Here is a 14,523-nt window from a genome sequence, read left to right as displayed (position 1 = left end):
CTGTCTCGGCGGCAGCGGATGCGTACTTTACGGACCCGAACCGGACTTGGCAAGCCCCTGAGTCGAAAAAACTGAATCGATGATGAACAACGGCAATGGCTCGACAGGGACCAATGGCGATGGCAGCCGATTGCCCCCGGCGCCTCATACTGTTCTGTTGTCAGATGCCCGCTTTTGACGCCCACCATCCCGACTGGCAAACCTTTGAAAGCTGCCAGAACATTGGTAAAACCAATTGGTGGAACCGTCATCAGGAGCATCGCCACGTGACCTACCCTCCCGTCAGGCAGCCCCGCCTTGCCGATGTCATTACCGAACGTCTCGAGACGATGATCCTCGAGGGTAGCCTCAAGCCGGGCCACCGCCTGCCAGCCGAAAGGCAGCTGGCCGAACGCTTCGGCGTGTCACGCCCCTCGCTACGCGAAGCCATTCAAAAGCTGGCCGCTCGAGGAGTGCTGACCAGCCGGCAGGGGGGAGGCACCTATGTCAGCGAGCGTCTCGCGGCCAGTTACGGCGACCCCATGCTGGAGATGCTGTCGCGCCACGACGAGTTTCACCTGGATGTGCTGGAGTTTCGCGATGCGATGGAGGGAATCACGGCCTATCACGCGGCGATGCGGGCGACCCCGGCCGACAAGGAGATGCTGCAGCAGCGTTTCGAGGCACTGGACAGGAGTTACCGGGATCCCGTCCAGCAAGGCGACCCGCTACGCGAGGCCAAGGCCGATGCCGCCTTTCATCTCGCCATTGCCGAGGCCGCGCACAATGTCCTGATGCTGCACACCATCCGCGGCCTTTTCCATTTGCTGGAGAAGAGCATCGTCGGCAATCTGGCGCATCTGTTCGAGCGCCCCAACGCCCGCCAGCGGTTGATGGCGCAGCACCGCGCGCTGCTCGAGGCGATTCAGGAAGGGAGAGCCGAGGAGGCTCGAATACTGGCTCACGAGCATCTCGACTACGTCAAGACGGGGTTGATGGACATGCAACGCGCCGAATCGAGGGCCCGACGCGCGGAGAGACGCTCGCAGTTGCTGAGCGACCGCTTCGAGCCCTGATCGCTTCCGCTTCCGGGTCACTCTCCGCTCAGATGCTGATCCTTCAGCTTGACGTAATTTCTCGCGGAGTAACTGAAAAACTCCCGTTCGGCGGCCTTGAGCTCGCGCAGCGGCTTGGCGGGGTTGCCAGCGTAGACATGGCCGCTCGCCAATACCTTACCGGGCGGCACCATGGCGCCAGCGGCAACGATCACTTCGTCTTCGATTACGGTCCCGTCGAGCACCACCGCGCCCATTCCGATCAGAACCCGATCCCCGACCCGGCAGCCGTGCAGCGTGGCCTGATGGCCGATCGTGACATCCTCCCCGATCACCAAGGGATGGCCGCCGGGGTTGTAGTCGCTGGCATGGGTGCAGTGCAGCACGCAACCGTCCTGCACGCTGGTCCGCGCGCCGATGCGAATGCGGTGGACATCGCCACGGATGACCGCCATCGGCCACACCGAGCAGTCGTCGCCCAGCGCCACGTCACCCAGCACGACGCTGGTATCGTCGATGAACACCCGCTGACCGAGGCTGGGTGTCACGCCCTGAAATGTTCGAATTGCCATTGAGTCCCACTCCTATCGCTATCCAGAATCCGCTTCACCATCCAGGCATGGCCTAGATGAGACTGGTCGCCAGCACCACGACCGTCAGCGGGATCGAGACGTAACGCACCAGCCATCGCCACAGCCGGAAGCCACCGGCACCGACGCCCAGCGCCGCCGTGGCCGCCTCCTTCGACATCATCCAGACCGCGAAGATGGCGATCAGCAGACCACCGACCGGCAGGAAGATATCGGGCGGAACGGTCGACACCAGCGTGAAGAAGTTCATCTCGCCGACCCAGTGCACGTCTGCCAGGGTGGAGAACGAGAGCACCGACAGCAGACCCACCAGCCACACCAGCGACCCGATCAGGATAGCAGCCCGGCTGCGCCGCCACCCGGAACCGACCAGCATCGACACCATCGGCTCGGCGAGATTGATCGACGACGTCCAGGTCGCCACCAGCAGGAGCAGAAAGAAGGCGCCCAGCCAGACCTGCCCTCCCGGCAATTCGCTGAAGGCGATCGGCAGCGTGACGAACATCAGCCCCGGCCCTTCGCTGGGATCGAGACCATGGGTGAAGACCACGGAGAAGATGGCGATACCGGAGAGCAGCGCCACCGTGATATCGAGCAGTGCCACGGCAAAGACGGCTTTGGGCAGACTCTGCTCCTCGGGCATGTAGGCACCGTAGGCCATCAGGGCGCAAGCGCCCACCGCCAGGGTAAAGAAGGCGTGCCCCATGGCATTGAGCACGACACTCCAGGTGATGGCGGCGACGTTCGGAGTGAACAGCCAGTGCATGGCGGCCCCGAAACCCGGCGTGGTCACGGCATAGCCGCCGAGAACGATCAGGATGGCGTACAGCAGCGGCATCATCACGTTGTTGAGCTTCTCGATGCCGTTGGCGATGCCGGCCGCCACCACCGACATGGTCAGCAGCATGAACAGGGTATGGTTGAAGGTCATGCGCAGCGGATCGGCCAGGAAGGCATCGAAGCTAGCGCCGATCTGCGGGGGAGAAAGACCGACGAAGTTGCCATTCACGGCACTGATCAGGTACTCGATCGACCAGCCGGAGACCACCGAGTAGAACGACAGGATGAAGAAGACGGTGATCGCGCCGAAAAGCCCCAGCCATTTCCAGTGACGACTGACATCGGCCTCGTCGGCCAGGAACGCCAGCGCCTGCATCGGGCTGCGCCGACCGGCGCGGCCGATCATGATCTCGGCCATCATCATCGGCAACCCCAGCAGCAATACGAAGACGATGTAGAGCAGCAGGAACGCCGAACCGCCGTTCTCACCCGTCATGTAGGGAAAGCGCCAAATGTTGCCAAGTCCCACGGCGGCGCCGGTGACCGCCAGGATAAAGGCACGGCGGGACTGCCAGCGCTCCAGAGTTTCACTCATCATTCGGGACCTTTATCGAACGGGTTGCGGTCGCGGGCGGCCTGCAGCGGGGCAGACAGGGCTGGCGCGAAAACGCGAAGAGCCTATCAGCACCGGGGCGGCTCGCCAATCCGGCCCGGGCCGGCGCCCAAAATGGGCGCTGCCAACTGGGGCCCCCGGATTGAAAGCGGCTGCGGCTTCCCCCATATAGAATGGCACCGATTCCATCGTCCGAGGTGACCATGTCGAATAACCCGCTGCTCGAGCAGCATAGTCTGCCGCCGTTCGAGGCGATCCGTCCCGAACACGTCGTACCGGCCATCGAAAAGATCATTGCCGACAACCGGCAGGCCACCGAGACCCTGGCCCGGCAGCAGGACGTGAGCTGGCAGACCCTCGCCGCGCCGCTGGAAGCGCTCGACGACCGCCTCTCCCAGGCATGGTCGCCGGTGTCCCACCTCAACTCGACGATGAACAGCGACGCCCTGCGCGACGCCTATCAGCAGTGCCTGGCCATGCTTTCCGAGTACGGCACCTGGGTCGGCCAGCACACCGCGCTTTTCAAGGCCTTCGAGCGGCTGCGCCAAGGCGACGAGTTCGCGACACTCGATACCGCGCAGCGCAAGGCGATCGACAACACGCTGCGCAACTTTCGTCTCGCCGGCGTCGACCTCCCGGACGACGCCAAGAAACGCTACGGCGAGATCCAGGCTCGCCTGTCGGAACTCGGCAACACCTTCTCCAACCAGCTGCTGGATGCGACCCAATCCTGGCACCTCGATCTCGCCGACGCCGATCGCCTGGGCGGCCTGCCGCAGAGCGCCCTGGAGACATTGAAGGCCAATGCCGAAGCCAAAGGCGTTTCCGGCTACCGCATTACCCTGGACGTGCCCAGCTTTCTGCCGGTCATGACCTTCGCCGAAGATCGCGAGCTGCGCCGGGAGGTATATACCGCCTACGTCACCCGCGCCTCCGACCAGGGCCCCAAGGCCGGCGAGAACGATAACGCGCCGGTGATCGAGGAAACGCTGTCACTGCGTCAGGAGTTGGCCCGCCTGCTCGGTTTCGACACCTACGCCGACTACTCGCTGGCCACCAAGATGGCCGAAACCCCCGAACAGGTGCTGGGCTTCCTCGACGACCTCGCCAAACGCGCACACCCGCAGGCGCAGCGCGAATTCAACGAGCTCGAAGCCTTCGCCAAGGAGAGCCTCGGGCTCGACGCCCTGAAGCCCTGGGATACCGGCTTCGCCAGCGAGAAACTGCGTCAGGCCCGCTACGATATTTCTCAAGAGCAGCTGCGCCCCTATTTCCCCGCGCCGCGTGCCATCGAGGGTCTCTTTCGCGTTACGAACAAGCTCTACGGCATCCGCATGGCGGAGAATCCGGAAGCGCCACGCTACCACCCGGACGTGAAGTACTTCGACGTGCTCGATGGCGATCGCCCCATCGCCGGCTTCTATCTGGACCTGTACGCCCGGGAGGGCAAGCGTGGCGGCGCCTGGATGGATGTCTGCCGCACGCGTCTCCAGCGCGAGAATGGCGAACTGCAGCTGCCGGTGGCCTATCTCACCTGCAACTTCACGCCGCCGGTGGCGGGCAAGCCGGCGCTGCTGACCCACGACGAAGTGCTGACACTGTTCCACGAGTTCGGCCACGGCCTGCATCACATGCTGACGCGGCAGACGGTCGCCGATGTTTCCGGAATCAGCGGCGTCGCCTGGGACGCCGTGGAGCTACCGAGCCAGTTCATGGAGAACTTCTGCTGGGAGCGCGAGGGTCTCGATCTGATCGCCGGCCACGTCGATACCGGTGAAAAATTGCCGGATGAGCTGCTGAACAAGCTGCAGGCGGCGCGCAATTTCCAGTCGGCCATGCAGATGATGCGCCAGCTCGAATTCTCGCTGTTCGATTTCCGCTTGCATCACGAGTGCCGCAAGCCCAGTGCCGCCGATGTCCAGGCGCTGCTCGACGACGTGAGAGCCAAGGTGTCGGTGGTACCGGCCGTCGACTTCAACCGCTTCCAGAACGGATTCGCACACATCTTCGCTGGGGGCTACGCCGCCGGTTACTACAGCTACAAATGGGCCGAAGTGCTCTCGGCGGACGCTTACAGCGCCTTCGAGGAAGCCGGCATCTTCGATCCCGAGACTGGCCGCCGCTTCCGCGAGGCGATTCTCGAACAGGGCGGTTCGCGGGAAGCCGCAGAACTGTTCAAGGCGTTCCGCGGTCGCGAGCCGAGCATAGACCCGTTGCTACGCCATGCCGGTATCGAACCGCGAGACGCCGCCTGACCTGCGGCCATCCAGCGACTCGAGAGGACGCCTGCGAGCGTCCTCTCCTCCATTTCGAGGTAACGCATGACCCAGACACCGAAACGCTTCATCGCTGGCGCGATCTGCCCGCGCTGCTCGGCCATGGACCGCATCCGCTCCTGGGAGCAGAACGGGATTCGCTACCGGGACTGCGTGAGCTGCGATTTCTTCGAGCAGTTGCCGATCGAGGACGAGACGATCCAGGAGGTTCCCACCCGGGTGAACCAGCCCCGGGAGCGCCAGCGCCCGGCCAGCGACGAGATCACCCCGGTACGGATTCTCGACCCACGCAAACCGCACTGATTCCGCCGACCGCCCCGTCAATCGGCGACAATGCGTCGGCACGGGGATCGAGCGAGCGCGTTTAGAGCAGCGTTTCGCCGACATCGAATATCAGCTGCATCGCTATCTCGTCGCGATGTGATGGGTGGGCGTGCCGTGCCGGAGCGGGCAGAGGGGCTCAATGCCACAGCGCCACCCCCTGCATCACCAGCTGCCGCAGCACCGAGAAGGATGGCAGCCAGCTCAGCAGGTGCATCGATATCAGCGCCAGCATCAGCGCACTGCCCGGTGACTGCCAACTGAAGAGCTTGAGGGCCGTGCCGAACGAGCGCTTGAAGCGCGCCCCGGTGAGATCGACGCTATACAGCTCGTCCAGCATCAGATGGATGACGAAACCCAGCGTCATCGCCAAGCCGTGGATCCAGGCCAGTCGTTCAGGCTGGTCCAGCAGGGAGAAACTGATCGCTGCCGTCGACAGCCCGCTGATCGACGCCGCCAGCAGCGAATGCCACAACCCGCGATGAACCGTGAAGCGCGCGAAGATCGCACCGGCCAGGTAGCGTACGCCGAGATAGATACCGCCGCAGGCGGCAAACAGGTAGGCCGGCGTGACTCGATGCTGCAGGACCAGCACCGCCAGCACCACCGCAACCACGGCCAGGAGATTGAAGATCAGGCGGATGGCCTGGGACTGATCGGCATCGATATCCGGGAGAATACCGCCGAACGCCACCAGTATCGCCACCACCAGCGACTGCCATCCGCCCCACTGCCCCGCCTGCCATCCGGCCTGAGCGACCGAGGCTCCGCCGACACTCGCCACGCCGAGATGCGTTCGAAAATTGGCCATCGGCCCGGGCGCCCCACAACTGGATAAATGAACAGATTATGGCGCGTGAGCCAACCAGAAAACAATAGTTTGAGAGCAACCGTCGCAGGGCGGAGCACCTGCGCAACGAAACAGGACGGCTCCACCTGTGGCGGAGCCGTCGGGATGCGCGCCGTTCAAGGCTCGCTAGCTGTCATCGACGACCCCGCAGGCAACCCGGCTTCCGCCGCCGCCCAACTTGGGCTCGTCGCTGTAGTTGTCGCCGCCCTCGTGGATCATCAGCGAGTGACCGCCGAGATCGGCTTCGGTGAGTCGAGGCGCCAGCACTGGCGTCGTCGCCTTGCCGTCATCCCCGACCGTGAGTGCCGGCAGGTCGCCGAGATGCCCCTTGTCGCTGTAGGGTCCCTGGTGTGTGCCGGTATCGTCGGGGTCGAAGTGGCCACCGGCGGCGCCGCCAGGCGTGACCTCGCCATCGGTCTCGCTGGTCTCGCAACTGGCATTGGCGTGCAGATGGAAACCGTGGAGCCCGGCGTTCAGGCCCGACAGATCGGGCGTCAGCAGCAGACCGTACTCGGTGTCCTTGGCGACCACCGTACCGACGCTATCGCCGACACCGTCCGCGGAAACCGAGTGCATCTCCACCGTGGTGTCCGCCTGCGCCCATCCCGACAGGGCCAGCGCAACCCCCGCAGTCAGTCCGATCAATCCGTTGCGTTGCATGACGCTCTCCTCTCCGTGAGTGAATCTTTCGGCCGGATGCCGACCGATAACGCACCCTTCAACGTAGACAAGGTCCTCGGGCGACGCGAATCAATCGACCCGGAGATAATGCCAGCTTGCGGCCGGCGCTCAGCTCAGGTTGTCGAGCACCCGAAGCGTGGGCGCGGACTGGTTGAGCGTATAGAAATGCAGCCCCGGAGCACCGCCATCCAGCAGACGCCGGCACAGATTCGAGACGACCTCGGTGCCGAATGCCTGAATGCTGTCGCTATCGTCGCCGTAGGCTTCGAGCTGCTTACGGATCCAGCGCGGGATATCGGCCCCGCAGGCGTCGGAAAAGCGCGCCAGCTTGGTGTAGTTGGTGATCGGCATGATGCCGGGCACGATCGGGATGTCGATACCCATGGCCCGAACGCGCTCGACGAAGTGGAAGTAGGCTTCGGCAGTAAAGAAATACTGGGTGATGGCGATGTTCGCTCCCGCCCTGGCCTTGCGGGCGAAGTTTTCCAGGTCCCGTTCGAAGCTCGGCGCCTGCGGATGCGCTTCGGGATAGGCGGCCACCGCGATCTCGAAATGATCGCCGGTCTCGTCGCGAACGAACTCGACCAGTTCGTTGGCATAACGCAGCTCCCCGCCCCCGCCCATGCCCGATGGCAGATCACCGCGCAGGGCCACCAGACTATCGACGCCATCTTCACGATAGGCGTGCAGCAGATCACGCAGCGCCGCCTTGTCGCTACCGACGCAGGAGAGGTGCGGCGCCGTGGTGACTCCACTGCGCCGGACCGTCCTGACGGTGTCGAATGTGCGGGCCTGGGTGGAGCCACCGGCGCCATAGGTCACGGAGAAGAACCGCGGTTTGCGGGCGGCCAGCGCATCGCGGACGCCACCGAGCTTTTCGCGCCCCGCGTCGGTGTTGGGGGGGAAGAATTCGAAACTGAATCCCAGCGGAGGCTGCGTGCTCATGACATTGCTCTCTTCGATGCGGGCCAGCGTGATCGCGCGCTGGTCAGGGTCTCGCTCTCGAGCCTTGGTGTCCCGGAAACGACGACCGGCGATGGATTGACGACAGTATGATGGCGATTCTGCCTGCCCCGGGCGGTCACGGCCAATGAAACTTTCCCCCATTACCCTGAGCGAGATTCATCGCAAGGCGACATCACGAGCGACGGGTTTACGGGTGCACGATCATTCCCTGGTTGCACTCACCACCGGTCAGGCAGTCCCGCGTCTCGACCTGCAATGTTGCGTGCTGGATCCCGAAGCGGGACTGCAGCATGGCGTAAGCCCGCTCGATGACCCCGTCGTGAAAGGCGGGAGACTCGATCACCAGGTGCGCGCTGAGCAGCGGGTCCTGGGGCGTCAGGCCCCAGACGTGAATGTCATGCAGACTCTTGACCCCCTCGACGTCGAGCAGCGCCTGCCGAATCTGGCCGACGTCGACCCCTTCGGGCGTACCCTCGAGCAGCGTGTGCGTCGAGCGGCCCAGAATCTTCCACGCGGCGCGCAGAATCAACGCCGCGGCCAGCATCGAAAGCAGCGGGTCGATCGGTGTCCAGCCGGTGAGCATGATCACCACGGAGGCCACGATCGCCGCCACCGACCCCAACAGGTCGCCGATCACATGCAGCAAGGCACCGCGCAGGTTGAGATTTTCCCGGTCGCCACCGTGAAGGATCCTGAAGACCACGATGTTCACCAGCAGGCCCAGTACGGCCACCACCATCATCGGGCCTGCCAGGACATCGACCGGCTGGGTGAATCGCTGGATCGCGGCGACCAGGATCCATGCCGCGATCGCCAGCAGCGTCAGCCCGTTGACGAAGGCGGCCAGCACCTGAAACCGCTGATAACCGAAAGTGCGGAACCTGTCCGGCGCCTTGTCGCCCATGTAGAAGGCGAACAGTGCCAGACCCAGCGAAAAGCTGTCGCTGAACATGTGGCCGGCATCGGCCAGCAACGCGAGCGAGCCGGAGATCCAGCCACCGGCCACCTCCGCCAGCATGAAGCCGGCGGTCAGGATCATCGCCAGCCTGACGCGCCTGGCACTATCCGTGGTCACGGCTGGCGCATGATCGTGAGCGTGACCATGACAGTGGCCGTGAGAATCCCCCTGTCCGGCGTGATCATGGGGATCGTGATGCGAGTGGTCGTGCGAAGCCATGTGACCGGTCCTGACAGGAATGTCCCTGAATTCTAGCCCACGACCCCGACGCTATTGTATTACACGCCGCCGGCGCGACGAGCGGCGTTGACCCTGCGATATCCCTGGGCCAACGGAGTTCGATCGACTACGTTGAGATCACGACCGCGACGGATCCAGAGCGTGCCGGTGCCGAACCGACAGTCCGGCCCCGGGCATCGCGCCCCCATCATCGAGGAGGAAACCATGAGCGAGCAGACCTTTTTGACCGATATCAAGACGATTCGCGAGCGTGCCCGTCAGCACATCGAGGATGGTGCCGTCACCGAGGGTTACAGTGCCGACCGCGAGACCGTCATCAAGATTCTCAACGAGGCACTGGCAACCGAGATCGTCTGCGTGCTGCGCTACAAGCGCCACTACTACATGGCCGACGGACTCAGCGCGAGCATTGCCAAGGACGAGTTCCTGGAACATGCCCAGGAAGAGCAGCAGCACGCCGATCAACTCGCCGAACGCATCACCCAGCTGGGCGGCGCTCCCAATTTCTCGCCGGAGGGTCTACTGAGCCGCTCGCACTCGGAGTATGCCGAGGGCGAGACGCTCGAGGAGATGATCAAGGAAGATCTCATTGCCGAGCGGATCGCGATCGACAGCTACCGCGAGATCATCACCTACCTTGGTGACAAGGACCCGACCTCGCGCCGGGTGATGGAAGAGATCCTGGCCCAGGAGGAGGAGCATGCCGACGACATGGCGGCGCTGCTCGAGGGGGTCAGGACCCACAACTGACATCGCCATCGGGCCATTTCGCCACGACGAACTGGCCCGAGCCTCCGGCGCTTCAGTCATCATGCCGCGAACGCTGGCGCCAGAGATCCCAGGCGATCCCGGAGGCGATGCCCGCACCGATTCCCCAGCCCCATTCCGCGGTGGACATCCAGACCACCAGCCCTACCAAGATACCGATCAGCGAACCCTGCATGATGTCTCCATCGATGGCGACGTTGTCGTGAGCTCATTGTCGTCGCGACCTGCACGGAATCACAATCCCGTCGACGAGTACTCGACGCGCAGGGGCGACGACGGGGAGGAAAGATGCCAGCGTGGCGGCCAAGCAGGAGGACAGGAGGACACGGGGCGAATGCACGCTGTCGTCGACGCCGAGATGGCCTGTCGACAGGTCGGAAGAGAGAACCCACTCCCACGTTCCTTCGCGGTGAGAGCCACTTGGCTAAGTGGGCAGTCTCAGAGTGGACTTACATTGCCGATGCGCCAACGTTTTTCTCGTGATGTGATGATCGTTTTTGCTAATGACAAAACTTAAGTGTTCTTAATCATGCATTTATAAGTAACTGACTATTCAACAAAACACGTAAATTTTTGCAACGCCGTGGAAAATGACGCTTTCGAACCACCGGCACACGGCAAAGCATTCGAACCAAGCGATCGCCGCCACCCAACGCCCTCCTCCCCGAGTGAAGGACGACGGAGGAAAGATGGCGGAAGAGAGTGGGAGTCGAACCCACCAGGGACTGCTGGCAGCCCCTACAGGAGTTGAAGTCCTGGCGCCCCACCGGGGAACGATTCTCTTCCTGAGAGAGCGTTGACGAGATGCTCTCGCTCGCCGGCTCTGGCCCACTCCGGGCGCTCGACCGAAGGGCCGAGCCCCGTCACTCGAACAGCATATCTTCCCGGATCACCTTGTGACCATCCCCGACGCGCCGCGTGAATCCGACCCGGTCGAAAAACTCGAGAATCGCCACCGCCAGTTTCCGACCACAGCCGACCCGATCGCGAAATGCCGCCGCCGTCGCTCCGACCGAAGAGTCGCCGTCGAGTCGACGAATCAACCTGGCCAGTTCGGCCACATGGGGCGCCAGAAAGAAGTGATCGTGGCGCAACTGGTAAACGCAGCCGAGTAGCGCGCAGCTTCTCAGCAGGCTCCGCACCTCGCTCTCGGGCCAACCAAACTGCTGCGCAATGTCGCGCACTCGCGGCGGATCGAAGGGTGATGCCTGCAACAGGGGCTGCACACGCTCCCAGCGCTGGGCCTGGTCGGGCGACAGCGAGGCCTCGTGGGAAGCCAGCGCCACGAACGGACCGTGCTGTACGATCTCGCCGCCCACCTTCCAGCGCTCCAGTAGAGGCCGAAACAGACCGGCCGACAGCCGAGGCGCCACCATGCGGCGCAAGCGGTCGACGTCGACACCGCGCATGACGGGCTCCTGTTCATGCGTCAGCGCCAGGCATTCCAGCGCCCTGCCATAAAGCCGCTGCTGCATCGGCGCGGGAAGCGCATGACTCTCGCCCTGATGGGTGATGACCTCCCAGCCGCCAAGCGTGGCATCACTTTCGAGTTCGCTCGTCTCCCTGTCGAGATTGGCAGCCAACGCCACGAGATCCACGCTCTCCTCGTCCAGCGTCGGGGCTTGCCACAGCACCCGCGGGTCCTGAGCGCCGCGACCGTCCGGCAGGAACGCCTGGAGTCGACGCAGCCAGGCGAGGCGCGCCGGCTTCCTGGCGCCTCTTCTGGGAGGATCGACATCAAGCACGCGGGCCCCGCCCAACGTGTGACTGGCCCCGTGGTCGCGAATCACGACTCGATCACCGTGTGCCGCCTGCAACGGCGAGTCCAGCACCAGTTGCGCGAGCATCGATGCCCCGGGCGCCAAAACCTCCGCTTCCAGTAACGAGATGCGCCCGGTGACATGGGCGCTGCCATGATGGAGGTGAACGGGCGCCCAGTGCTCGAGCGGCGGTGACTCCGGCAGCGAACGCAGAACGACATCGAGCCGGTGCTGATCGCCGAGCCGGGAAGCCTCGGCCACGACCCAATCGCCCCGCGCCAGACGCCCAATCTCGATATCGGCGCCGCTGAGATTGATGGCACAGCGCTCGCCCCGGCTCGCGGCTTTTGCATCGCGATCCTGACACCGCAATCCGCGCACGCGTGCCCCCAGGCCGGTCGGTAACAGTCGGACGCTGTCACCCAGCGATACCCGGCCGCTGCGCACCGTTCCCGTGACCACGACGCCCGCCCCCCGCTTGGTGAAGACACGGTCGACGGCGAGCCGAAAGCGACCCGAAACGGGAGTGGCTGCCGCGCTATTCCCGGGGATATCGCCGTCTCCCGAGACAATGCCGTCTTCCGGGACCTTGACGGCCGCCGTCCACAGGGCGTGTTCGAGTGCGCCGACGCCCTCGCCCGAAACAGTGGAGAGCGGAAAGATCGGCGCCCCCGCGAAGGCGGTATCCGCCAGCCAGCCCTGCAGCTCGAGCATGACCTGCGCGATACGGTCGGGCTCGACGCGATCGGTCTTGGTCAGCGCCACCCAGGCCCGTGTCACGCCCAGCAGTTCCAGAATGCGGGCATGTTCGCGCGTCTGCGGCATGATGCCGTCGTCCGCCGCGACCACCAGCAACATCGCTTGAATACCCACGGCGCCGGAGAGCATGTTGGCGATGAAGCGCTCGTGGCCCGGCACGTCGATGAACCCCAGCGTGGCCCCGGCATATTCCGGTGGCGGCTCGGGATAGGCATAGCCGGCCTCAATGGTGAGACCGCGAACCTGCTCCTCTTTCAGGCGATCGGTGGCCACACCGGTGAGCGCGCGAATCAGTGCCGTCTTGCCGTGATCGACATGCCCCGCGGTACCGACGATCATGCCGTGCGATCCCACAGCGGCCGAAGGGTATCGAGCTGCTCGACGAACCGGCGCTCCTCCTCGTCGCCATCCAGGCAGCGCAGATCCAGCCACAGCGCCCCCTCGTGCACTCGCCCTATCACGGGTCGCGGCAAGCCGCGAAGCACGCACTCCAGCCGGGATAGATCACGACTCCCTGGGCAATGGAGTACCAGCGCACGGCTGTCGAGGCGATCCACCGGGAGGGACCCGCTGCCGAGCTGGCTGCGGCAATCCCGACAGCTCACCTCGGCAATGCCTTCGAGTGCCGCCTGCATCGACGGCTTCAATCGGCTCGCCTGGTCGCCAATCGTGGCCACATCACGCGCCAGCATCGACAACGTCGGCAGCGAGCGCGATGGCCTATCACTGTCTCGATAGCACCGGAGCGTGGCCTCCAGCGCCGCCAGCGTGAGCTTGTCGCAGCGCAGCGCCCGCTTGAGCGGATGCTGCTTGAGCCGGGCGATCAGCTCACGCTTGCCGACGACGATACCCGCCTGCGGACCGCCGAGCAGCTTGTCGCCGCTGAAGGTCACCAGATCGGCGCCCGCCGCGATCGCCTCCGACGGCTGGGCCTCGTGGGGCAGGCCCAGCGCGCGGAAGTCGGTCAATGCGCCGCTGCCCAGATCGATCATGAACGGTATGCCATGCTCGTGGGCAATCCGGGCAAGCTCGCGCTCCGGCACGCTGCTGGTGAACCCGGTGATGGCGTAGTTGGAGGTGTGCGCCTTGACGATCAACCCGCTGTCGTCACCGAGCGCCTGGCTAAAATCCCGCGCGTGGGTGCGATTGGTGGCACCGACCTCGACCAGCCGACAGCCGGCGGCGGACATCACGTCCGGCATCCGAAAGGCGCCGCCGATCTCGATCATCTCGCCCCGCGAGATCACTGCCTCGCGCCCGGCGCCGAGGGCCGTGAGCGACAGCAGCACGGCCGCGGCATTGTTGTTGACCACGGTCGCCGCCTCGGCACCGGTCAGTTCGATCAGCAGATCCTCCACCAGACGGTCACGATCGCCGCGCCGCCCCCTCTCAAGATCGTACTCCAGCGCGACGGGGTGGCGGGCAGCCTGGACGACGGCCTCGATGGCCGCTTCGGAGAGCGGCGAACGCCCCAGATTGGTGTGGATGACGGTGCCGGTCAGATTGAAGACCGGACGGGTATTGGCGCGTGTCAAAAGCTCGAGTCGTACCCTGATCGCGGCGATCAGGTCGATCTCCTCGGGCCGGTTGTCACCGATGTCGTCCGCCGCGCCCTCGCTCAAGCGCTGGCGATAGTGGGCGAGCGTCTCGCGAATGGCGCGTATCGGCAGCCGGTCACCATGGCGCTGCCGCCATGGCTGGAGTTCGGGATGGTCGAGCAGTGTCGTCACCCCCGGCAACTGGCGGCGGAGATCCATCGAAGAAGCGATCGTGTCGGGCATGACGGGCTCGAGGTCGCTGACTGTGACCTCGATTTAATCGTCGAGCTGGCGCCAATACAAGCCGCGAGCCGCGAGCCGCGAGCCGCGAGCCGCGAGCCGCGAGCCGCGAAGACACTCCCCGTCGACTCGCGAAGTTCGCAATCCCT

Annotated in this window: 14 protein-coding genes and 1 tRNA gene; 4 read left to right on the top strand and 11 right to left on the bottom strand. The window is 64.5% G+C overall.

All coding sequences use genetic code 11. From position 1 onward, the window contains the following. Window positions 1-266: hypothetical protein (locus Q0602_RS03935; protein ID WP_298839269.1), on the bottom strand; the 266-nt coding region annotated here is incomplete at its 3' end. Here Q0602_RS03935 and Q0602_RS03930 point away from each other — a divergent pair. Then, window positions 267-1,055, top strand: coding sequence for a GntR family transcriptional regulator (locus Q0602_RS03930; RefSeq protein WP_295039399.1), 789 nt, complete (start codon window positions 267-269; stop codon window positions 1,053-1,055). It begins immediately after the preceding gene. Window positions 1,056-1,072: 17 nt separating this feature from the next. On the opposite strand, the gene Q0602_RS03925 is transcribed toward Q0602_RS03930, so the two are convergent. Both Q0602_RS03925 and Q0602_RS03920 read right to left on the bottom strand, forming a co-directional pair. Further along, window positions 1,073-1,606 carry a gamma carbonic anhydrase family protein gene (locus Q0602_RS03925; RefSeq protein ID WP_295039397.1) on the bottom strand — a complete coding sequence of 178 codons (534 nt, stop codon included), beginning with the start codon at window positions 1,604-1,606 and terminating at the stop codon, window positions 1,073-1,075. 52 nt (window positions 1,607-1,658) lie between these two features. After that, the gene (locus Q0602_RS03920) at window positions 1,659-2,999 is read right to left on the bottom strand and encodes a sodium-dependent transporter (protein ID WP_298839264.1); all 1,341 of its coding nucleotides are present in this window, start codon (window positions 2,997-2,999) and stop codon (window positions 1,659-1,661) included. A gap of 221 nt (window positions 3,000-3,220) precedes the next feature. Between Q0602_RS03920 and prlC the strand changes: the two genes are divergently transcribed. Further along, window positions 3,221-5,272 (top strand): oligopeptidase A, encoded by a 2,052-nt coding sequence (gene prlC / locus Q0602_RS03915; RefSeq protein ID WP_298839261.1) that lies wholly within the window; start codon window positions 3,221-3,223, stop codon window positions 5,270-5,272. A 66-nt stretch (window positions 5,273-5,338) separates the two neighbouring features. Next, window positions 5,339-5,596, top strand: coding sequence for a YheV family putative zinc ribbon protein (locus tag Q0602_RS03910; protein ID WP_149437532.1), 258 nt, complete (start codon window positions 5,339-5,341; stop codon window positions 5,594-5,596). A 157-nt stretch (window positions 5,597-5,753) separates the two neighbouring features. Here Q0602_RS03910 and Q0602_RS03905 read toward each other — a convergent pair whose 3' ends face one another. From Q0602_RS03905 to Q0602_RS03890, 4 genes are all read right to left on the bottom strand, one after another. Continuing rightward, a complete protein-coding gene (locus Q0602_RS03905; RefSeq protein ID WP_298839257.1) occupies window positions 5,754-6,425 on the bottom strand; it encodes a metal-dependent hydrolase in 672 nt (223 codons plus the stop codon). Window positions 6,426-6,590: 165 nt separating this feature from the next. Continuing rightward, on the bottom strand, window positions 6,591-7,124 hold the full coding sequence (sodC, locus tag Q0602_RS03900) for a superoxide dismutase [Cu-Zn] SodC (protein WP_298839254.1): 534 nt from the start codon (window positions 7,122-7,124) through the stop codon (window positions 6,591-6,593). A gap of 129 nt (window positions 7,125-7,253) precedes the next feature. Then, a complete protein-coding gene (gene metF / locus Q0602_RS03895) occupies window positions 7,254-8,090 on the bottom strand; it encodes a methylenetetrahydrofolate reductase [NAD(P)H] (RefSeq protein ID WP_295039385.1) in 837 nt (278 codons plus the stop codon). A gap of 208 nt (window positions 8,091-8,298) precedes the next feature. Further along, on the bottom strand, window positions 8,299-9,288 hold the full coding sequence (locus Q0602_RS03890) for a cation diffusion facilitator family transporter (RefSeq protein ID WP_298839251.1): 990 nt from the start codon (window positions 9,286-9,288) through the stop codon (window positions 8,299-8,301). Between the two features lie 225 nt (window positions 9,289-9,513). Between Q0602_RS03890 and Q0602_RS03885 the strand changes: the two genes are divergently transcribed. Continuing rightward, a complete protein-coding gene (locus Q0602_RS03885; RefSeq protein ID WP_298839248.1) occupies window positions 9,514-10,059 on the top strand; it encodes a ferritin-like domain-containing protein in 546 nt (181 codons plus the stop codon). 52 nt (window positions 10,060-10,111) lie between these two features. On the opposite strand, the gene Q0602_RS03880 is transcribed toward Q0602_RS03885, so the two are convergent. The 4 genes from Q0602_RS03880 to selA form a co-directional block, all read right to left on the bottom strand. After that, a complete protein-coding gene (locus Q0602_RS03880) occupies window positions 10,112-10,252 on the bottom strand; it encodes a hypothetical protein (protein ID WP_295039378.1) in 141 nt (46 codons plus the stop codon). A gap of 515 nt (window positions 10,253-10,767) precedes the next feature. Continuing rightward, window positions 10,768-10,863, bottom strand: a tRNA-Sec gene (locus tag Q0602_RS03875). 77 nt (window positions 10,864-10,940) lie between these two features. Continuing rightward, entirely contained in the window at window positions 10,941-12,935 is a 1,995-nt protein-coding gene (gene selB, locus Q0602_RS03870; protein ID WP_298839244.1) for a selenocysteine-specific translation elongation factor, read from the bottom strand. Beyond that, window positions 12,932-14,377, bottom strand: a complete 1,446-nt coding sequence (selA, locus tag Q0602_RS03865) for an L-seryl-tRNA(Sec) selenium transferase (RefSeq protein ID WP_298839241.1) — start codon at window positions 14,375-14,377, stop codon at window positions 12,932-12,934. Before selA ends, selB begins: the two co-directional genes overlap by 4 nt. Between the last annotated feature and the right edge of the window lie 146 nt (window positions 14,378-14,523).

This window comes from uncultured Salinicola sp., assembly GCF_937921195.1.
Classification (GTDB): domain Bacteria; phylum Pseudomonadota; class Gammaproteobacteria; order Pseudomonadales; family Halomonadaceae; genus Salinicola.
The sequence above is the reverse complement of the archived record's forward strand: the minus strand, read 5'-3'. Positions and strand labels throughout refer to the sequence as shown.